Genomic DNA, 18355 nt, shown 5'->3' with positions numbered 1-18355 from the left:
TCAGATCACCACACGTAGGCGAGGACTTCCCCACCCACGCCCTTCTGCTCGGCCTGGCGGTCCGTGAGGAGACCGGAGGAGGTGGACAGGATCGCGACGCCGAGGCCACCGAGGACGGTGGGGATCTCGGTCGACTTCGCGTAGACGCGGAGGCCGGGCTTCGACACGCGCTTGATGCCGGCGATCGACCGCTCGCGGTTCGGGCCGTACTTCAGATCGAGCGTGAGGGTCTGGCCGACGCGCGCGTCCTCGACGCGCCAATCGGCGATGTAGCCCTCCTGCTTGAGGATGTCGGCGATGTGGGTCTTGAGCTTCGAGCTCGGCAGCGACACCGTGTCGTGGTGCGCCGAGTTCGCGTTGCGCAGACGGGTCAGCATGTCTGCGACCGGGTCTGTCATCGTCATGGATAGCTTCTTTCGTTCATGAGGTTTCGCCGCGCCGTTCCACGACGGGCGACCTTCCATGGGTGCCCCCGAGCCCCGGGGGCGGGGGTTCTCAGGCCTGGGCGTCTTCCGAGCGGAAGGGGAAGCCCAGGTGACGCAGCAGCGCCCGACCCTCGGCATCCGTCTTCGCCGTGGTGACGATCGTGATGTCGAAACCGCGGACGCGGTCGATCTTGTCCTGGTCGATCTCGTGGAAGACCGACTGCTCCTGAAGACCGAAGGTGTAGTTGCCGTTGCCGTCGAACTGGTCGCCCGACAGGCCGCGGAAGTCGCGGATGCGGGGCAGCGCCAGGTTGACGAGGCGGTCGACGAACTCCCACGCGCGGTCGCCGCGGAGGGTGACGTGCGCGCCGATGGCCTGACCCTCGCGCAGCTTGAACTGCGCGATGGACTTGCGGGCCTTGGTGACGACCGGCTTCTGACCGGTGATCTTGGTGAGGTCGTCGACCGCGCCATCGATCACCTTGCTGTCACGAGCGGCCTCGCCGACACCGGTGTTCACGACGACCTTGACCAGGCCCGGGATCTGCATGATGTTGGCGTAGCCGAACTCGTCCTGCAGAGCCTTCTTGATCTCGGAGTTGTACTTCTGCTTGAGGCGGGGCTGGGTCTTGCCAGCCGCCGCGGCAGTCGCGGTGTTGCTCATCAGAGGTCCTTGCCTGACTTCTTCGCGTAGCGGACGCGCACGGTGCGCTTCACGCCGTCCTTCGTCTGCTCCTCGACGCGGTGACCGACACGGGTCGGCTTCTTGGTCGAGGGGTCGACGACGGCGACGTTGGAGATGTGGATCGGGGCTTCCATCGTCTCGATGCCGCCCGTCTTCGTCCCACGCTGGCTCTGGCCGACGCGGTTGTGCTTCGTGACGTAGTTGACGCCCTCGACGATCACGCGGTTCTGCTCGACGAGGACCTCGAGGACCTTGCCCTGCTTGCCGCGGTCGCCGCCCTTGTCCTGCTTCTTGCCAGTGATGACCTGAACGAGGTCACCCTTCTTGATCTTGGCCATGCGGTCAGATCACCTCCGGGGCGAGCGAGACGATCTTCATGAACTTCTTGTCGCGAAGCTCACGACCGACCGGTCCGAAGATGCGGGTGCCGCGGGGCTCCCCGTCGCTCTTCAGGATGACGGCGGCGTTCTCGTCGAACTTGATGTAAGAACCGTCGGGACGACGGGTCTGCTTGACGGTGCGGACGATGACGGCCTTGACCACGTCGCCCTTCTTGACGTTTCCGCCGGGGATCGCGTCCTTGACCGTGGCGACGATGATGTCACCCAGGCCCGCGTAGCGTCGGGCGGAGCCGCCGAGCACGCGGATGGTGAGCAGCTCCTTGGCGCCGGTGTTGTCGGCGACCTTGAGGCGGGATTCATTCTGAATCATGGGTTACTTCGCCTTCTCGATGATCTCCACCAGGCGCCAGCGCTTGGTGGCGCTGAGCGGGCGGGTCTCGTTGATGAGGACGAGGTCGCCGATGCCGGCGATGTTGCCCTCGTCGTGCGCCTTGACCTTCGACGTGCGGCGGATGACCTTGCCGTACAGCGGGTGCTTCACGCGGTCTTCGACCTCGACGACGATCGTCTTGTCCATCTTGTCGCTGACGACGTACCCACGACGGGACTTGCGGTACCCGCGGGCGTCCGCGTCGCGGACGTCGTGCTCAGCGTGCTCGTGACCGGGCTCGACGGCCTGGTCTGCCTTCTTGGCGGTGGCCATCACTCAGCCCCCTCTTCCTTGGTGGCCTCGGCGGAGTCCGCCTTGCTGGCCTTGGTCTTCTTGGCCTTGGTCTTCGTCTCCACGGGCGCGGGAGTGGCACGGATGCCGAGCTCGCGCTCACGGATCACGGTGTAGAGCCGCGCGATGTCGCGCTTGACGGCGCGGATGCGACCGTGGCTCTCCAGCTGGCCGGTGGCCGACTGGAAGCGCAGGTTGAACAGCTCTTCCTTGGCCTTGCGCAGCTCCTCGACGAGGCGCTGGTCTTCGAACGTGTCGAGCTCGCTCGGTGCGAGCGTCTTGGTGCCGATCGCCATTACGCGTCGCCCTCCTCGCGCTTGATGATGCGTGCCTTCAGCGGCAGCTTGTGGATGGCACGGGTCAGGGCCTCGCGAGCGAGTTCCTCGTTGACACCGGCGACCTCGAACAGGACGCGACCCGGCTTGACGTTAGCGACCCACCACTCCGGCGAGCCCTTACCCGAACCCATGCGGGTTTCGGCGGGCTTCTTGGTCAGCGGGCGGTCGGGGTAGATGTTGATCCACACCTTTCCACCGCGCTTGATGTGACGGGTCATCGCGATACGTGCCGACTCGATCTGTCGGTTCGTCACGTACGCGGGGGTGAGGGCCTGGATGCCGAACTCGCCGAAGGAGACCTTCGTGCCACCGGTCGCCTGGCCGTCACGCTTGGGGTGATGCTGCTTGCGGTACTTGACCTTGCGGGGGATGAGCATTACGCCGACGCTCCTTCTGCCACGGGGGCCTCGTTGCGAGGACCACGGCGACGGTCGCCGCCGCGGTCGTCACGACCGCGGGACTTCGGCGCGTTGGCCTGCTCGCGGGCGAGCTCCTTGTTGGTGAGGTCGCCCTTGTAGATCCACACCTTCACGCCGATGCGGCCGAAGGTCGTCTTGGCCTCGTAGAAGCCGTAGTCGATGTTCGCGCGCAGCGTGTGCAGGGGCACACGGCCTTCGCGGTAGAACTCCGACCGGCTCATCTCGGCGCCGCCGAGACGGCCCGAGACCTGGATGCGGACACCCTTGGCTCCGGCACGCTGGGCGCCCTGGAGGCCCTTGCGCATCGCGCGGCGGAACGCCACACGAGCGGAGAGCTGCTCGGCCACACCCTGCGCGACCAGCTGAGCGTCCGCCTCGGGGTTCTTGACCTCGAGGATGTTCAGCTGGATCTGCTTGCCGGTGAGCTTCTCGAGGTCGGTGCGGATGCGCTCGGCCTCCGCACCGCGGCGGCCGATCACGATGCCGGGACGCGCGGTGTGGATGTCGACGCGGACGCGGTCACGCGTGCGCTCGATCTCGATGTTGCTGACGCCCGCGCGGTCGAGGTTCGACTGCAGGAGCTTGCGGATCTTGATGTCCTCGGCCACGTAGTCGGCGTAACGCTGGCCCGGCTTCGTCGAGTCGGAGAACCAGCGCGACACGTGGTCCGTGGTGATGCCGAGGCGGAAGCCGTACGGGTTTACCTTCTGGCCCATTACTTGCTCGCCTTCTTCGTGGATGCCGAAACCGTCTCGTCCACCTCGGGGGTGGACAGCACGACGGTGATGTGGCTGGTGCGCTTCTTGATCTGGAAGGCCCGGCCCTGGGCGCGGGGCTGGAAACGCTTGAGCGTCGTGCCCTCGTCGACGTACGCGTTCTTCACGTACAGGTCGGACTCGTTCAGGTACTCGCCGTCCTTGTCGGCCTTGACGCGAGCGTTCGCGATGCCGGCGGCGACGAGCTTGTAGATGGGCTCGCTCGCACCCTGGGGCGCGAACTTGAGGATGGCCAGGGCCTCCTCGGCCTGCTTGCCCTTGATGAGGGCGACGACACGACGAGCCTTCTGAGGGGTCACGCGGATGTGTCGCACACGTGCGATGGACTCCACCATTTCTCTCTCCTCTTCGCACCGCCGCGTCAGCGGCGGCGGCCCTTCTTGTCGTCCTTCACGTGGCCGCGGAAGGTGCGGGTGGGCGCGAATTCGCCCAGTTTGTGGCCGACCATGGTCTCGGACACGAAAACGGGGATGTGCTTGCGTCCGTCGTGCACGGCGATCGTGTGGCCGAGCATGGCCGGGACGATCATCGAGCGACGGGACCAGGTCTTGATGACGTTCTTACTGCCGGCTTCGTTCTGCGAGACCACCTTGCGAAGCAGGTGCTCATCGACGAAGGGGCCCTTCTTAAGACTGCGAGGCATCTTCCTCTACTCCTACTTCCGCTTCTTGCCGGCGTTGCGACGACGGACGATGTACTTGTCACTTTCCTTGTTCGCGTGACGGGTGCGGCCCTCGGCCTGACCCCACGGCGAAACAGGGTGACGACCACCGGAGGTCTTACCCTCACCACCACCGTGCGGGTGGTCGACCGGGTTCATCGCGACACCGCGGACGGTCGGGCGGACGCCCTTCCAGCGCTTGCGGCCGGCCTTGCCCCAGTTGATGTTCGACTGCTCGGCGTTGCCGACCTCGCCGACGGTCGCGCGGCAGCGCGCGTCGACGTTGCGGATCTCACCCGAGGGCAGACGCAGCTGCGCGTAGGGGCCGTCCTTCGCGACGAGACGCACCGACGTACCGGCCGAGCGGGCGAGCTTCGCGCCGCCGCCCGGGCGCAGCTCGATGGCGTGCACGACGGTACCGGTGGGGATGTTCTTCAGCGGCAGGTTGTTGCCGGGCTTGATGTCAGCCGACGCGCCGGACTCGACCACGTCCCCCTGCGACAGCTTGTTCGGCGCCAGGATGTAGCGCTTCTCGCCGTCGAAGTAGTGCAGCAGCGCGATGCGCGCGGTGCGGTTGGGGTCGTACTCGATGTGCGCGACCTTGGCGTTGATGCCGTCCTTGTCATTGCGACGGAAGTCGATGACGCGGTACTGGCGCTTGTGCCCACCACCGATGTGGCGGGTCGTGATGCGGCCCTGGTTGTTGCGACCACCGGTCTTGCTCAGCGGGCGGAGGAGCGACTTCTCGGGCGTCGATCGGGTGATCTCGGCGAAGTCGGCCACCGACGAGCCGCGGCGACCCGGGGTCGTGGGCTTGTACTTGCGAATAGCCATGTTCTTGGTCCTCTGTTCCGCGGGGTCAGCCGACGGCCGTGAAGATGTCGATGGTGCCCGACTTCAGCGTCACGATGGCGCGCTTGGTGTCCTTGCGCTTGCCGGTGCCGAAGCGGGTGCGGCGTGCCTTGCCGACGCGGTTGATGGTGTTCACCGCGGCGACCTTCACACCGAAGATCTTCTCGATGGCGAGCTTGATCTCGGTCTTGGAGGCACGGGGGTCCACGAGGAAGGTGTACTTGCCCTCGTCGATGAGCGAGTAGCTCTTCTCGGACACCACCGGCTTCAGGATGATGTCGCGCGGGTCCTTGTTGCCCGCGGTCTGCAGAACGTTGTCGGCGCTCATGCGGAGACCTCCTCGGTCGCCGTCTTGGACGCGACGAAGGCGTCGTAGGCGGACTTGGTGAAGACGATGTCGTCGGAGACGAGCACGTCGTAGGCGTTGAGCTGGTCGAAGGTCAGCACGTGGACGTACGCGAGGTTGCGCACGCTCAGGACGCTGAGCTCGTCGGTGCGGTCGATGACCACCAGCACGTTCTTGACGGCACCGAGGCCGGCCAGCACCGCGGCGGCAGCCTTCGTCGAGGGCGCACCCTCGATGCCGAAGGAGTCGACGATGTGCAGACGCTGGCCGCGCGCACGATCGCTGAGCGCGCCCGCGAGGGCGGCGGCGATCATCTTCTTGGGCGTGCGCTGGCCGTAGTCACGGGGCTTCGGGCCGTGGACGATGCCACCACCGGTCATGTGCGGCGCGCGGATCGAACCCTGACGGGCGTTACCCGTGCCCTTCTGCTTGAAGGGCTTGCGGCCGGCACCGGAGACCTCGCCGCGACGCTTGGTCGAGTGCGTTCCCTGGCGGGCGGCGGCGCGCTGGGCGACGACGACCTGGTGGATGAGGGGGATGTTCGTCTTGACGTCGAACAGCGCGGCGGGCAGGTTCACGGAACCGGCCTTCTTGCCGTCGGTGGTGACGACGTCGAGCGCGAGCGTGGAGTCAGCCATGATCAGGCACCCTTCACTGCGTTGCGGACGTAGACGATGCGGCCGCGCGCACCGGGGACGGCGCCCTTGACGAGCAGCAGACCCTTCTCGGCGTCGACGGCGTGCACCGTGAGGTTGAGGACGGTCACACGCTCGCCACCCATACGGCCGGCCATGCGCATGCCCTTGAAGACGCGGCTCGGGGTCGACGACGCGCCGATCGAGCCGGGCTTGCGGTGGTTGCGGTGCGCACCGTGCGAAGCGGAGACACCCTTGAAGTTGTGGCGCTTCATGACACCGGCGGTGCCCTTGCCCTTGCTGGTGCCGACGACGTCGACCAGCTGGCCGGCCTCGAAGACGCCCTCCGCGGTGAGCTCCTGACCGAGTGAGTAGTCAGCGGCATCCGCGGTACGGATCTCGGTGAGGTGGCGACGCGGGGTGACGCCGGCGGCCTCGAAGTGGGCCGTGAGGGGCTTGTTCACCTTGCGGGGGTCGATCTGCCCGTAGGCGATCTGCACGGCGTTGTAGCCGTCCTTCTCCGGGGTGCGCACCTGGGTGACCACGTTGGGGGCCACCTCGATGACGGTGACGGGAACGAGCTTGCCGTTCTCGTCCCAGACCTGGGTCATGCCGAGCTTGGTGCCGAGCAGGCCCTTGGAAACCTTTTCGTTGATGTGTGCCATGTCGATCGCCTCAGAGCTTGATCTCGATGTTGACATCGGCGGGCAGGTCGAGACGCATCAGCGAGTCGACGGCCTTGGGCGTCGGGTCGATGATGTCGATGAGGCGCTTGTGGGTGCGCATCTCGAAGTGCTCGCGGCTGTCCTTGTACTTGTGGGGCGACCGGATGACGCACACGACGTTCTTCTCGGTCGGCAGGGGCACGGGGCCCACCACGGTTGCGCCCGCACGGGTCACGGTGTCGACGATCTTGCGGGCCGACGAGTCGAGGCCGGCGTGATCGTACGACTTCAGGCGAATGCGGATCTTCTGTCCCGCCATTGTCTGCTCACTCTCTTTCCGCGTCATACCTCGAGGGCATTGGACGCACGATGGCGCTTTCGCGCCAGGGCACTTCTGCACCGCTTGCGCAGTGCGTTGCTGCACCGCTGTTCTGATGTCAATCCGGATGCCGCGCCGAAGCGCCGCATGTCCCGGCATCCGTTCCCGCCCGCGCACGATCGCAAGGCTTTCGTGTGGGGGGTGTGGATGTGGTGGTTCTGCTGCCCGCGGCCTAGGACCTTGCGCGAGACCCCGAAGGAGTCGTGCGCCGCCTATGCACTGCCCTGGCAGTGATCCAGGACGCGCCAGTGGGCACCCCGGAATGTGGAACCTCACTAGTCTACGTGCGGCCCGGGCGTGTCGCAAACTCGGGCGTGTCGCGTCGGCGTGTCGTCCGATCCGACGACGAAGGGCCCGGCTTTCACCGGACCCTTCGTGCTCGGAACGGGCGTCTACTCGTTCCCGATCGCCTTGTCGGCGGCGTCCCGCGCGTTGTCGACGTGCTCGTGCACGCTCTCGGGGGCGACCTTCTTGACGAACTCGGCGGCGGCGTCGAGGACGGAGTCGGACACCTCCTCGGCCTTGTCGGATTTCACCGCCTCCTGGATCTTGTCCTTGTTCTGCTCCAGGAACTGCTTGCCCTGGTTGACCAGGTCGTCGATGGCCATGGCTTCTCCTTCGGATCCGTGCGCGATCCCGCGCTCGCTGGGATCATTGTGGCGGTGCGGATGCGCCGGGGGAAGAGTCGCCGTCGAACTCTCCCGGTCGCCAGGACGCCCGCCGCGCCGGCGCAGTCGTGGAGCGGGTGGGCACCGGCCGACCGCTCCACCAGACGTAGAGCGAGAGCAGGCCTGCGGCGCCGACGAGCCCCAGGATCCAGGTCGGGAAGCCCGGGATGTCGGGAGTCACGCCCGCGCGCGCCACATCCTCCGGCGGGGTCGGCAGGAGGCGCTCCCCGGTGACGAGGATGCGGTGACTGTTGATGCCGAGCGGGGTGCAGGTGACGAGGGTCACGAGGTCCTCCCCCGCGAACGGGTACAGCGTCTCGGTCTCGTCGGGCGCGACGACCTGTGTGTCGCGCACCCGATAGGTGAGGACCTCGCCGAAGACCTCGACGGTGAAGGTGTCGCCGACCACGACGCGATCGAGGTTCGTGAACAGCTCGGCCGAGGCGAGCCCCCGGTGGGCGGTGAGGACCGCGTGGGTCCCCGACCCCCCGATGGGGAGCGCGGTCCCCTCGAGGTGCCCCACACCGCGCTCAAGGACGTCCTCGGTGGTGCCGTGATAGATCGGCAGGTCCACGTCGATCGCCGGGATGCGCACGCGCGCCATGAGTCCGTCGTCGTCGGCGGCGAGGAGCTCCTCGTACCCCGCGCCGGCCTCGTCGGACTGCGGGATGCGCTCATCGGGGTCGAGGAACGCTCCCCCGGTGAGTCCGGCGTTGTAGTCGGCGGCGCGGGCGAGCTCGGCGGCGAGCGCGTCGGGACCGGCGATCTCGACCTCGTGCGCGTATTCGTCGATGCGGAGGGACTGCTGGTACTGCGACATCCAGGCCGCTGCCGCCGGGTAGAGCAGCACCGCGATCCCCACGAAGCACACCACCGCGATCACGAGGGGGACGACCGGGAGACGCCACCGCGCGCGGCGGGCGCGTCGGGTCGGCGGCGGATCGGCCGGAGCCTCGGGGCGGGTGGCGGTGAGCGTCATCGGGGAGTCCTTCGGTGAGAACGTGGTACTCCGCGGCGGGGGCTCGGGGCCCCCGCCGCGGAGAGCGGGTCGTGCGTCAGACGCGCACGCGGCGGCGGGCGATCACGACCGCCGCGCCGGCGGCGATGAGCACGAGGGCCACTCCGGCGATGCCGAACATGACGGCTCCGTCACCACCGGTGAGGGGCAGGATCGGCGGGGGCACCTGGGTGTTGAGGACCTTGACGACCTCGGCCTTCTCGATCGAGCCGGGCTTCACCGTGACCTTGATCGGGGTCGTGTCGGCGGTGTAGCCGACGGGGGCCTTCGTCTCGACGAGCCAGTAGTCCTTGCCCGCCCCCTTCACGCCGGCGAAGAGACCGTCGACGGTGAGGTTGCCGGCGGCGTCGGAGACGAACGTGGTCGTGCCGTCGACCGACACCGGGTTGGTGCGGCTGGTCGCGTCGGCCTCGCTGGCGAACACCTGGAACTCGGCATCCTTCAGACCCGTCTTGACGTCGCCGGACTGGGCGTACTTGAAGACCTTCAGCGCACCCCAGTAGGTGACGTCCTCGGAGACGACCTTCGCGTCGTTGACGTACAGGGTGACGGTGTTCTCGATCGATCCGTCGCCGATCTCCTCGACGGTGGTCTTGACGGTCGCGATGACCGTGCCGCCCAGAGCCTTGGCCTGGAGCTCGGCGAGACCGGTCTGGGTGAAGACGACCTTCAGGTCTCCGGCGGCACCGACCTCGGGAGCCGAGACGGTGAAGGAGTCGTCGGCAAGGGTGACGGGGGCACCGGTGCGGTCGGTGACCGCGACCGAGGCACCGGCGAAGCCGAGACGGGCGTCGAGGGTGTCGACGATCTCGAAGCGGTTCAGCGAGCGCCCCTCGCCCACGTTCGGGACCTGCGCCGCCACGTTCCAGCTGATCTCGCTGCCGAGACCCGTGGCCTTCGCGTCGTCGACGGTCTTGGTCACCCCGGTGAGCGAGTTCTTCGGGTACACGTTGACGTCGTAGAGCCAGGTGTTCTTCTGCGTCGCGAGCGGCACCGTCACGAGGAACGGCGGGGTGGAGATCGCGATCGGGTTCGCTCCCGCGTCGACCTCGGAGACGACGTACACGCCGAGCGGCAGGTTCGGGAAGCCGACGATGCCGGCGGCGTCGGTCGGGCCCGAGGTCACGACGGTCGTCGGGTAGGTGGTCGACCCTCCGGTCACCACACCGTCGGCCGAGACCGTCAGCGTCGCCGCGGTGGTCCACCCGGCGTTGGTGGTGAGGTCGATGCCGTCCACCTGGGCGATGGAGAACGTCACACCCTTCAGCGGGGTGAGGTTCTTCAGCTGCTCCTCGGTGAGCTTCGTCCCATCGTGGGGCAGGCCGGTGGCCTCGTCGGGCTCGGCGTACTTGTGGATCGTGACCGACCCCTTGGCCTTCGGGTCGATGTTCGGGCCGTTCGGCGTCTCCGTGGCCGAGGCGGGCGCCGCGAGGGCCACCGCTCCGATCATGGCGATCGTGACCGCGCCGACGGCGGCGACCACGCGGCGTCCCCAGCCGCCGTTGGTGATGGTTGTCATTGTCTGTACTCCCCAGTTTTCTTCTTCAGACAGGTGGTGGTGCGGGTGTTTCGGGTTCGGGTGTGAAGTCGACGGCTGCACCGAGCCGTACGTGTGTGGGCGTCGAGGTTGCGCGCGGGTACCCCGCGTCACACGCTCCGACGGAGGGCGAATCTGCTTCGCAGGTTCCAGGCGGCGAGCGCCCCGGCCAGCAGGAGGACGGCGAGACCGCCCAGGAGGAAGGCATCCGTGCTGGCGCCGCCGGTGAGCGGAAGGACTACCGCGGGCACGCGGTCGTTCACGAACCGGTAGGTCGCGTGGCTGCCCGCCGGAACGGTCACGCGGTCGCTGTCGACCGAGACCCAGGAGCCGTCCTCGAGCTGACGCTCCAGCGCGAGCTGGCGGTAGGCGATGGCCCCGTCGCCGGCGGTGGGCGCCTCCGACAGCGTGTAGGCGGTTCCGGGCTTGACCTCGAAGGTGTTGGCCGCGCTGGCCTGCGACGCCCCGACGGCCGTCTTCGCCGTCAGGCCGGAGCCTGCGCCGGGGTCGGCGGTGAGCGTCCAGTCGCCGGGCGGAAGGGCCTGACCGACGACCTCCTTGAGGATGGTCAGCGTCGCCGTGGTGTTCACGATCGTGCATTCGACGGTCTGCCCGAGCGGAACGGTCATCGTGGACGCCGTCACGGGAACCGCGGTGGACCCCGCGACACACGTCCATGCGCCGGCGGCGACGTACTCCTTCGGGCCGCCCGCCTCACCGAGGGTGTAGGCGACACCGGTGGAGACGGCTCCGGTGACGGGCTTGTCGGCGCGGTAGGTGCCCGAGGGCCCCGCGAGCGCGTTGCTGCCCGCAGGCTTCGTAGCCGAGAGGGTCCACGCGTCGGTGGCCGCCGAGCCGTAGCCGACCGTCTTCACGAGGCTGAGCGTCTGCGTGCACGTCACGACGTTCGTCATCGTGAAGGCGTTGGCCCCCTCCGTGAGGGTGGCGGTGTACGGCAGAGAGGCGTTGACGTCCTTCCCCGCCGCGCGCGTGAGCGCCTTCGAGGTGAGGACGCAGCCCGGGAGGGCTGTGCGGTCGATCGTGACGGTCTCATCGAGGGCGACGGTCGCGCCCGTCGTGTAGCCGGTCGAGGCGACCCCCCACTGCGCGGGCTGACCGCCGACGGTCGGCGCCGCCGACAGGCCCGCGGGCAGAGCCGCCGCGCCGGGCTCCGCCGGCTGGCGGTAGGTCCCGATCACGGCGCCCGACGAGTCCTTGACCTGCCAGACCTTGTCGATCGTGACCGACGCCTCCTTCTTCTTCTCGGTGTTGGTGAAGACGCAGGAGAGCTTCTCGGATGCCGTCGACAACCCGGTGATCGTGACGCTCTTGCCGTCGACGACCGTCTGGTCCTGGAGGGCCCCGGCGCCGATCGCGCACTGGACCTTGGTGAGCGTCCATCCGGACTGCGCCGTCTCGGTGAGCGTGACGGAGGCGGACTGTCCCGTGGGCTGGGTGAACCGCAGCGTCCAGTCGGCCGTGCCGTTGACTCCCGCGGTCGTGGTCTGGGTGGCGGTGCCCTGAAGGGTGCCGTCACCGGCGGTCTTCGCGGCGGTGAAGGCCCACCCGCCTGCCGTGGTGGTGGTCTTGCCCGCGGCGTCGACCGTGGTCTTGCTGACCTCGATCGGCAGCTGGCAGGTCGCCGCCTGCACGATCTGGGCGAGCTGCTTCTTCACGTCGTCCCAGCTGGCGGTCTGGAAGTAGTCCGACCCGAGGGTCTCCCCCGACACCGCGCGCAGGTTGGCTCCCGCGCCGGTGATGCCGTTGCCGACACCCACCGCGACGACGCGTGTGCCGGCGTTCTTGAGCGCGTTGGCCGCGTACAGCGGGGCCTCGAGAGAGCGCAGGGTCACGTCGAAGGAGCTGACGGAGGAACCGTTCAAGATGTAGTTCGGTGCGCCGTCGGTGATGAACAGCACCTGGTCGTAGTCGTGCGTGCCGTTGACGCTCTGGATCGTGGACAGCGCGGCATCCCAGTTCGTGGCGTTCTGCGATCCGCCGGGACGGCTGGTGGGGATCAAGGAGGCGTAGTTCGACGGCAGCAGCGCGGGACCCGTCGAGCCGTAGTGCCAGCCGTTGCCGTTGGTGCTCGCGTTGGTGCCGAACCCGAGGATCGACACCTCCGCGTTCGCGTTGCGGAGGAGCTCCAGGACTCCGCCGCTGCTGACCAGCGCGTTCCGGAACTGCGTCCACTGCGTGGAGGTGATGGATGCCGACTGGTCCAGGACCAGCGAGATGCGGAGGCGTTCGGGCTCGCACTTGGCCGCGACCACCGGGTTCTTCCAGGAGTTCGCGACGGCGCCGAAGGACGCGCCCTGGGACGTGGTGATGCTGTTCCCCAGCTCGCTCGAGGAGATCTGGGTTCCACCGTTGGTGGTGGTGGACGTCATCGGCAGGGTGATCGACGCGTTCGCGGCGACGGCAGTCGTGAGGCCGACGAGGTACTGACGGGAGGTCGGCCCCTGGTAGCTGCCGAGGAGGAGCTGCGGGTTGATGTACGTCTTCGCGGCGTCGGAACCGGCGACGGGCGCCTCCTCCACAACCCAGAAGCGCTTGCCCTTGTTCGCGCCGCCCGCGTCGGGGATGGTGATGGTGCATGCACCGCCGGCGGTGACGGTGCAGGTGTAGTCGGTCGAAGCCTGCGGGCCGGCCGCGTAGCTCGTGTAGGTCCACAGGCGGAACTGCGCACCGACGGTTCCCGCGTAGTCGCTGCCGATCGTCTCGGCGACGTTCCCTCCGAGAGAGGTGGGGTCGGCCAGGGCGCGCTTGCGGACGGTGACGCTCATCGAGGAGGTCGTCACGGTCATCGGCGCAACGGTCTGCGTGGTGACGCTAGACGACCGGAACGCGCGCGCCGGCGCCGTCGGCGTCGCTTCGGGTGTCGACACCGGCGTCTCGGTCGCGGTGGGAACGACCTGGTCGGTCGGCTCGGGCGTCACCGTCGCGGCATCCGTCGGCGCCGTGGTCTCCGTCGCGGAAGGCGTCGGAGTCGGCGTGACGTCCGCCGCGATCGCCGGCGCGGCGCCGACGACGACGAGCGCCGCGATCACCGCACCGGCGACCGAGGTGAGCGCCGTGCGCGTCCTCGAACGTCGACGCTTCATCGAGCGTCGGTTTTCGGCGCGCGTCGCACCATCGCTGATCTGCATGAGCCCCCCAGTGGCACAGGCATACAGAACGGCCCCATCCTGCGCCTCTCGGGTATGTGACGCAGGTCCGTTCAGGGATCACCATGCGGCCCCATCCCGCGATGCCTTCGGGTGGCGTCGCGGGTCCGCATCGCGGTGATCCAACGGGAACGCTACCGGACGATCGGACGTCGTATCCAAAGGTCCCCTGCCCTTTTCGCCTAAGGGTTTCTCAGTTTTCTCAAGATTCCGAGACCGGTTCCACAGATCAGCCCTCCCGGCACGACGAAGGCCCCCGGGGATTCCCCGGGGGCCTTCGTGCGGAACGGATCCTTACTTGAGGATCTTCGTGACCGTGCCGGCACCGACGGTGCGGCCACCCTCACGGATGGCGAAGCCGAGGCCGTCTTCCATGGCGATGGGCTGGATCAGCTCGACCGTCATGTCGGTGGTGTCGCCGGGCATGACCATCTCGGTGCCCTCGGGCAGCGAGATGACGCCGGTGACGTCGGTGGTGCGGAAGTAGAACTGCGGGCGGTAGTTCGTGAAGAACGGGTTGTGGCGACCGCCCTCCTCCTTGGACAGGATGTACGCCGTGCCCTCGAAGTTGGTGTGCGGGGTGACCGAACCGGGCTTCACAACGACCTGGCCGCGCTCGACGTCGTCGCGCTTGAGACCACGAAGGAGCAGACCACAGTTCTCGCCGGCCCACGCCTCGTCGAGCTGCTTGTGGAACATCTCGATACCGGTGACCGTGGTCTTCTGCGTCGGGCGGATGCCGACGATCTCGACCTCGGAGTTGATGGCGAGGGTTCCACGCTCGGCGCGGCCGGTGACGACGGTGCCACGACCGGTGATCGTGAAGACGTCCTCGATGGGCATGAGGAACGGCTTGTCCTTGTCACGCACCGGGTCCGGGATGGACTCGTCAGCGGCGTCCATGAGGTCCAGGATCGACTGAACCCACTTCTCGTCGCCCTCGAGAGCCTTCAGGCCCGAGACGCGGATGACCGGAGCGTCGTCGCCGGGGAAGCCCTGGCTGGACAGCAGCTCACGGACCTCGAGCTCGACGAGCTCCAGGATCTCCTCGTCGTCGACCATGTCGGCCTTGTTCAGCGCGACCATCAGGTACGGCACGCCGACCTGCTTGGCGAGCAGGACGTGCTCACGCGTCTGCGCCATCGGGCCGTCGGTGGCGGCGACCACGAGGATCGCGCCGTCCATCTGAGCGGCACCGGTGATCATGTTCTTGATGTAGTCGGCGTGACCGGGGGCGTCGACGTGTGCGTAGTGACGCTTGGGGGTCTCGTACTCGACGTGCGAGATGTTGATCGTGATGCCGCGCTGGCGCTCCTCGGGAGCCGAGTCGATCGACGCGAAGTCACGCTGCACGTTGGTGGCCGACGGGAACTTGTCGGCGAGCACCTTCGAGATCGCTGCGGTGAGCGTGGTCTTGCCGTGGTCGACGTGACCGATCGTTCCGATGTTCACGTGCGGCTTGGTCCGCTCGAACTTGGCCTTAGCCACTGGGTCCTCCTAGGACAGTCGTGTAGATCCTCCGGGCACTGGATTGCGACCGGTCTTCTACGGGATTGGTTTCCACCCTAGTGGGTGGGGGTCGTGCTGATTCTGTGAAGTTATGAGGCCCGGATGCCGGGGCTTGCGTCCCGGCATCCGGAAGTGTTACTCGCCCTTGTTCTTCTGGACGATCTCGTCGGCGACGTTACGCGGCACCTCGGCGTAGGAGTCGAACTCCATCGAGTAGACCGCACGGCCCGAGGTCTTCGAGCGCAGGTCGCCGATGTAGCCGAACATCTCCGACAGGGGGACGTTGGCCCGGACGACCTTGACGCCGGCGGCATCCTCCATCGACTGGATCTGTCCGCGGCGGCTGTTCAGGTCGCCGATGACGTCACCCATGTACTCCTCCGGAGTACGCACCTCGACGGCCATGATCGGCTCGAGGATGACGGGGTTCGCGCGGCGGATGGCCTCCTTGAAGCCCATCGAACCGGCGATCTTGAACGCCATCTCGGACGAGTCGACGTCGTGCGAGGCGCCGTCGAGCAGGATCGCCTTCACGCCCACCATGGGGTAGCCGGCGAGCACGCCGACGTTCATGGCGTCCTGGAAGCCCTGGTCGGTGGGCCCGATGTATTCGCGGGGGATGCGACCACCGGTGACCTTGTTCTCGAACTCGTAGATCTTGTCCGCCGTGACCTCGAGGGGCTCGATGGTGAACTGGATCTTCGCGAACTGGCCGGAACCACCGGTCTGCTTCTTGTGCGTGTAGTCGTGCTTCTCGACGCTCTTGCGGATCGTCTCGCGGTAGGCGACCTGGGGCTTTCCGACGTTCGCCTCGACCTTGAACTCGCGCTTCATGCGGTCGACCAGGATGTCGAGGTGGAGCTCGCCCATGCCCTTGATGACGGTCTGACCCGTCTCGGCGTTCTGCTCGACGCGGAACGTCGGGTCCTCTTCCGCGAGCTTCTGGATCGCGAGACCCAGCTTCTCCTGGTCGGCCTTGGTCTTGGGCTCGATGGCGACCTCGATGACCGGCTCGGGGAAGGTCATCGACTCCAGGACCACCTGGTTGTTGCTGTCGGACAGCGTGTCACCGGTGGTGGTGTCCTTCAGGCCGATGACGGCGTAGATGTGACCCGCCGTGACGGAGTCGACCGGCATCTCCTTGTTGGCGTGCATCTGGAAGATCTTCCCGATGCGCTCCTTCTTGCCCTTGGTCGCGTTGACGACCTGGGCGCCGGAGTCGAGGTGACCCGAGTAGACGCGGATGTAGGTGAGGCGACCGAAGAACGGGTGCGTCACGATCTTGAACGCAAGAGCCGCGAAGGGCTCCTCACGGTCGGCGTGGCGCTCGATGACGATCTCTTCGTTCTTCGGGTCCTTCGCCTCGATCGCCGGGACGTCCAGCGGGGAGGGGAGGTAGTCCACGACCGCGTCGAGCATGGGCTGCACGCCGCGGTTCTTGAACGCCGAGCCGCACAGCACGGGGTAGACCTCGCTGGCGATCGTCATCTTGCGGATGGCGCCCTTGATCTCCTCGTGGGTGAGCTCTTCGCCGCCGAAGTACTTCTCGAGGAGTGCGTCGTCGGACTCGGCGACGGTCTCGAGGAGCTTCTCGCGGTACTCGTTCGCCTTGTCGAGGAGGTCGGCCGGGATCTCCTGGATCTCGTACTTCGCCCCCATGGTGACATCACCCTTGGCGTCGCCGGGCCAGACCAGGGCGCGCATGTAGACGAGGTCGATGACGCCGACGAAGTCGTTCTCGGCGCCGATCGGGATCTGCAGCACGAGCGGCTTGGCCTTGAGACGGTTCACGATCGTGTCGACCGTGAAGTAGAAGTCCGCGCCCAGCTTGTCCATCTTGTTGACGAAGCAGATGCGGGGGACGTCGTACTTGTCCGCCTGACGCCACACGGTCTCGGACTGGGGCTCGACGCCCTCCTTGCCGTCGAAGACGGCGACGGCGCCGTCGAGCACGCGGAGCGAGCGCTCCACCTCGACGGTGAAGTCGACGTGACCGGGGGTGTCGATGATGTTGATCTGGTTCTTTTCCCAGAAGCAGGTGACGGCGGCGGAGGTGATCGTGATGCCACGCTCCTGCTCCTGCTCCATCCAGTCGGTGGTGGCGGCGCCGTCGTGGGTCTCGCCGATCTTGTGGTTGACGCCCGTGTAGAACAGGATGCGCTCGGTCGTCGTCGTCTTTCCGGCATCGATGTGCGCCATGATGCCGATGTTGCGGACCTTGTTGAGGTCGGTGAGCACTTCTTGTGCCACGGGGTGTCTTCCTTACCTTGGTGTCGGACTGTGCCGGCCGGAGGGTTCGCCTCCGGCCGGCGACAGGGGTGCTGTTACCAGCGGTAGTGCGCGAAGGCGCGGTTCGACTCGGCCATCTTGTGGGTGTCCTCGCGGCGCTTGACCGCGGCTCCCAGGCCGTTCGAGGCGTCGAGGATCTCGTTCTGCAGACGCTCGGTCATCGTCTTCTCACGACGGCCCTTGGCGTAGCTCACGAGCCAGCGCAGCGCGAGGGTGTTCGCACGGTGCGGCTTGACCTCGACCGGCACCTGGTAGGTCGAGCCACCGACGCGGCGGGACTTGACCTCGAGGGTCGGGCGGACGTTGTCGAGCGCCTTCTTGAGCGTGGCGACGGCATCCTGGCCGTTCTTCGTCTCGACGCCCTGCAGGGCGTTGTAGACGATCGACTCGGCGAGCGACTTCTTGCCGTCGACGAGGATCTTGTTCACGAGCTGGGTGACGATGGGGGCACCGTACACCGGGTCGTTGACGACGGGGCGCTTGGGCGCGGGTCCTTTACGAGGCATCTGACTCAGCCCTTCTTCGCGCCGTAGCGGCTGCGCGCCTGCTTGCGGTTCTTGACAGCCTGGGTGTCCAGGGCTCCACGGACGATCTTGTAGCGGACACCCGGGAGGTCCTTCACACGGCCGCCGCGGACGAGCACGAGCGAGTGCTCCTGCAGGTTGTGACCCTCACCGGGGATGTACGCGGTGACCTCGGTGCCGTTGCGGAGCTTCACACGGGCGACCTTGCGCATCGCCGAGTTCGGCTTCTTCGGGGTGGTGGTGTACACACGGGTGCAGACACCCGCCTGCTGCGGGTTCGCCTTCAGCGCCGGCGCCTTGGTCTTGGTGACCTTCGGCGAACGGCCCTTGCGAACCAACTGCTGAATGGTTGGCACGTTCTCTCCTTGTCGGCTGCGCGGGAATCCTCCCGCGCAGGGTG

The 18355-nt window shown here is 67.2% G+C and carries 23 protein-coding genes; all 23 read right to left on the bottom strand.

Annotation, left to right across the window (positions count from 1 at the left end):
- Positions 1-5: 5 nt before the first annotated feature.
- A complete protein-coding gene (gene rpsH, locus AB0O93_RS08170; protein ID WP_053546364.1) occupies positions 6-404 on the bottom strand; it encodes a 30S ribosomal protein S8 in 399 nt (132 codons plus the stop codon).
- Positions 405-495: 91 nt separating this feature from the next.
- Positions 496-1089, bottom strand: a complete 594-nt coding sequence (gene rplE, locus AB0O93_RS08165; RefSeq protein WP_363342263.1) for a 50S ribosomal protein L5 — start codon at positions 1087-1089, stop codon at positions 496-498.
- Positions 1089-1448, bottom strand: a complete 360-nt coding sequence (gene rplX / locus AB0O93_RS08160) for a 50S ribosomal protein L24 (RefSeq protein WP_053546366.1) — start codon at positions 1446-1448, stop codon at positions 1089-1091. Before rplX ends, rplE begins: the two co-directional genes overlap by 1 nt.
- A gap of 4 nt (positions 1449-1452) precedes the next feature.
- On the bottom strand, positions 1453-1821 hold the full coding sequence (rplN, locus tag AB0O93_RS08155; protein ID WP_053546367.1) for a 50S ribosomal protein L14: 369 nt from the start codon (positions 1819-1821) through the stop codon (positions 1453-1455).
- Between the two features lie 3 nt (positions 1822-1824).
- Positions 1825-2154 (bottom strand): 30S ribosomal protein S17, encoded by a 330-nt coding sequence (gene rpsQ / locus AB0O93_RS08150; protein WP_363342260.1) that lies wholly within the window; start codon positions 2152-2154, stop codon positions 1825-1827.
- Positions 2154-2468 (bottom strand): 50S ribosomal protein L29, encoded by a 315-nt coding sequence (gene rpmC / locus AB0O93_RS08145; RefSeq protein WP_053546369.1) that lies wholly within the window; start codon positions 2466-2468, stop codon positions 2154-2156. Before rpmC ends, rpsQ begins: the two co-directional genes overlap by 1 nt.
- The gene (gene rplP / locus AB0O93_RS08140; protein ID WP_045275476.1) at positions 2468-2887 is read right to left on the bottom strand and encodes a 50S ribosomal protein L16; all 420 of its coding nucleotides are present in this window, start codon (positions 2885-2887) and stop codon (positions 2468-2470) included. The genes rpmC and rplP overlap by 1 nt, the downstream gene beginning before the upstream one ends.
- Complete coding sequence (gene rpsC / locus AB0O93_RS08135) at positions 2887-3645, bottom strand: 30S ribosomal protein S3 (protein ID WP_053546370.1); 759 nt, start codon at positions 3643-3645, stop codon at positions 2887-2889. Before rpsC ends, rplP begins: the two co-directional genes overlap by 1 nt.
- Positions 3645-4040, bottom strand: coding sequence for a 50S ribosomal protein L22 (rplV, locus tag AB0O93_RS08130; protein WP_236967968.1), 396 nt, complete (start codon positions 4038-4040; stop codon positions 3645-3647). Before rplV ends, rpsC begins: the two co-directional genes overlap by 1 nt.
- Positions 4041-4066: 26 nt before the next feature.
- Complete coding sequence (gene rpsS, locus AB0O93_RS08125; RefSeq protein WP_053546372.1) at positions 4067-4348, bottom strand: 30S ribosomal protein S19; 282 nt, start codon at positions 4346-4348, stop codon at positions 4067-4069.
- Positions 4349-4360: 12 nt separating this feature from the next.
- Positions 4361-5200 (bottom strand): 50S ribosomal protein L2, encoded by an 840-nt coding sequence (gene rplB / locus AB0O93_RS08120; RefSeq protein ID WP_053546373.1) that lies wholly within the window; start codon positions 5198-5200, stop codon positions 4361-4363.
- A 25-nt stretch (positions 5201-5225) separates the two neighbouring features.
- Positions 5226-5546: a 50S ribosomal protein L23 gene (gene rplW, locus AB0O93_RS08115; protein WP_053546374.1), complete on the bottom strand. Its 321-nt coding sequence runs from the start codon at positions 5544-5546 to the stop codon at positions 5226-5228.
- On the bottom strand, positions 5543-6202 hold the full coding sequence (gene rplD / locus AB0O93_RS08110; protein ID WP_363342255.1) for a 50S ribosomal protein L4: 660 nt from the start codon (positions 6200-6202) through the stop codon (positions 5543-5545). Before rplD ends, rplW begins: the two co-directional genes overlap by 4 nt.
- A 2-nt stretch (positions 6203-6204) precedes the next feature.
- Positions 6205-6864, bottom strand: a complete 660-nt coding sequence (gene rplC / locus AB0O93_RS08105) for a 50S ribosomal protein L3 (RefSeq protein WP_053546376.1) — start codon at positions 6862-6864, stop codon at positions 6205-6207.
- 10 nt (positions 6865-6874) lie between these two features.
- Positions 6875-7183, bottom strand: a complete 309-nt coding sequence (rpsJ, locus tag AB0O93_RS08100) for a 30S ribosomal protein S10 (RefSeq protein WP_013584016.1) — start codon at positions 7181-7183, stop codon at positions 6875-6877.
- Between the two features lie 452 nt (positions 7184-7635).
- Positions 7636-7851 (bottom strand): Rv0909 family putative TA system antitoxin, encoded by a 216-nt coding sequence (locus AB0O93_RS08095; protein WP_363342253.1) that lies wholly within the window; start codon positions 7849-7851, stop codon positions 7636-7638.
- A 43-nt stretch (positions 7852-7894) separates the two neighbouring features.
- The gene (locus AB0O93_RS08090) at positions 7895-8890 is read right to left on the bottom strand and encodes a class C sortase (protein WP_363342251.1); all 996 of its coding nucleotides are present in this window, start codon (positions 8888-8890) and stop codon (positions 7895-7897) included.
- A 76-nt stretch (positions 8891-8966) separates the two neighbouring features.
- Positions 8967-10448, bottom strand: a complete 1482-nt coding sequence (locus AB0O93_RS08085; RefSeq protein ID WP_363342249.1) for a SpaH/EbpB family LPXTG-anchored major pilin — start codon at positions 10446-10448, stop codon at positions 8967-8969.
- 128 nt (positions 10449-10576) lie between these two features.
- Positions 10577-13570, bottom strand: a complete 2994-nt coding sequence (locus AB0O93_RS08080; RefSeq protein ID WP_363342247.1) for a hypothetical protein — start codon at positions 13568-13570, stop codon at positions 10577-10579.
- A gap of 357 nt (positions 13571-13927) precedes the next feature.
- A complete protein-coding gene (tuf, locus tag AB0O93_RS08075; protein ID WP_053546381.1) occupies positions 13928-15121 on the bottom strand; it encodes an elongation factor Tu in 1194 nt (397 codons plus the stop codon).
- 156 nt (positions 15122-15277) lie between these two features.
- Positions 15278-17392, bottom strand: a complete 2115-nt coding sequence (gene fusA / locus AB0O93_RS08070) for an elongation factor G (RefSeq protein ID WP_363342245.1) — start codon at positions 17390-17392, stop codon at positions 15278-15280.
- A gap of 74 nt (positions 17393-17466) precedes the next feature.
- Positions 17467-17937 (bottom strand): 30S ribosomal protein S7, encoded by a 471-nt coding sequence (gene rpsG, locus AB0O93_RS08065; RefSeq protein ID WP_363342243.1) that lies wholly within the window; start codon positions 17935-17937, stop codon positions 17467-17469.
- A 5-nt stretch (positions 17938-17942) separates the two neighbouring features.
- The gene (gene rpsL, locus AB0O93_RS08060; RefSeq protein ID WP_018187369.1) at positions 17943-18311 is read right to left on the bottom strand and encodes a 30S ribosomal protein S12; all 369 of its coding nucleotides are present in this window, start codon (positions 18309-18311) and stop codon (positions 17943-17945) included.
- Positions 18312-18355 lie beyond the last annotated feature (44 nt).

This window comes from Microbacterium sp. NPDC077184 (assembly GCF_040687055.1).
Classification (GTDB): domain Bacteria; phylum Actinomycetota; class Actinomycetes; order Actinomycetales; family Microbacteriaceae; genus Microbacterium.
Note: the sequence above shows the minus strand (reverse complement) of the source record. Positions and strands in the feature narration are given on the sequence as shown.

Coding starts and splice junctions, on each gene's coding strand:
- rpsH (WP_053546364.1), bottom strand. CDS start 404: ATGACGATGACAGACCCGGTCGCAGACATGCTGACCCGTCTGCGCAAC.
- rplE (WP_363342263.1), bottom strand. CDS start 1,089: ATGAGCAACACCGCGACTGCCGCGGCGGCTGGCAAGACCCAGCCCCGC.
- rplX (WP_053546366.1), bottom strand. CDS start 1,448: ATGGCCAAGATCAAGAAGGGTGACCTCGTTCAGGTCATCACTGGCAAG.
- rplN (WP_053546367.1), bottom strand. CDS start 1,821: ATGATTCAGAATGAATCCCGCCTCAAGGTCGCCGACAACACCGGCGCC.
- rpsQ (WP_363342260.1), bottom strand. CDS start 2,154: ATGGCCACCGCCAAGAAGGCAGACCAGGCCGTCGAGCCCGGTCACGAG.
- rpmC (WP_053546369.1), bottom strand. CDS start 2,468: ATGGCGATCGGCACCAAGACGCTCGCACCGAGCGAGCTCGACACGTTC.
- rplP (WP_045275476.1), bottom strand. CDS start 2,887: ATGCTCATCCCCCGCAAGGTCAAGTACCGCAAGCAGCATCACCCCAAG.
- rpsC (WP_053546370.1), bottom strand. CDS start 3,645: ATGGGCCAGAAGGTAAACCCGTACGGCTTCCGCCTCGGCATCACCACG.
- rplV (WP_236967968.1), bottom strand. CDS start 4,040: ATGGTGGAGTCCATCGCACGTGTGCGACACATCCGCGTGACCCCTCAG.
- rpsS (WP_053546372.1), bottom strand. CDS start 4,348: ATGCCTCGCAGTCTTAAGAAGGGCCCCTTCGTCGATGAGCACCTGCTT.
- rplB (WP_053546373.1), bottom strand. CDS start 5,200: ATGGCTATTCGCAAGTACAAGCCCACGACCCCGGGTCGCCGCGGCTCG.
- rplW (WP_053546374.1), bottom strand. CDS start 5,546: ATGAGCGCCGACAACGTTCTGCAGACCGCGGGCAACAAGGACCCGCGC.
- rplD (WP_363342255.1), bottom strand. CDS start 6,202: ATGGCTGACTCCACGCTCGCGCTCGACGTCGTCACCACCGACGGCAAG.
- rplC (WP_053546376.1), bottom strand. CDS start 6,864: ATGGCACACATCAACGAAAAGGTTTCCAAGGGCCTGCTCGGCACCAAG.
- rpsJ (WP_013584016.1), bottom strand. CDS start 7,183: ATGGCGGGACAGAAGATCCGCATTCGCCTGAAGTCGTACGATCACGCC.
- AB0O93_RS08095 (WP_363342253.1), bottom strand. CDS start 7,851: ATGGCCATCGACGACCTGGTCAACCAGGGCAAGCAGTTCCTGGAGCAG.
- AB0O93_RS08090 (WP_363342251.1), bottom strand. CDS start 8,890: ATGACGCTCACCGCCACCCGCCCCGAGGCTCCGGCCGATCCGCCGCCG.
- AB0O93_RS08085 (WP_363342249.1), bottom strand. CDS start 10,448: ATGACAACCATCACCAACGGCGGCTGGGGACGCCGCGTGGTCGCCGCC.
- AB0O93_RS08080 (WP_363342247.1), bottom strand. CDS start 13,570: ATGAAGCGTCGACGTTCGAGGACGCGCACGGCGCTCACCTCGGTCGCC.
- rpsG (WP_363342243.1), bottom strand. CDS start 17,937: ATGCCTCGTAAAGGACCCGCGCCCAAGCGCCCCGTCGTCAACGACCCG.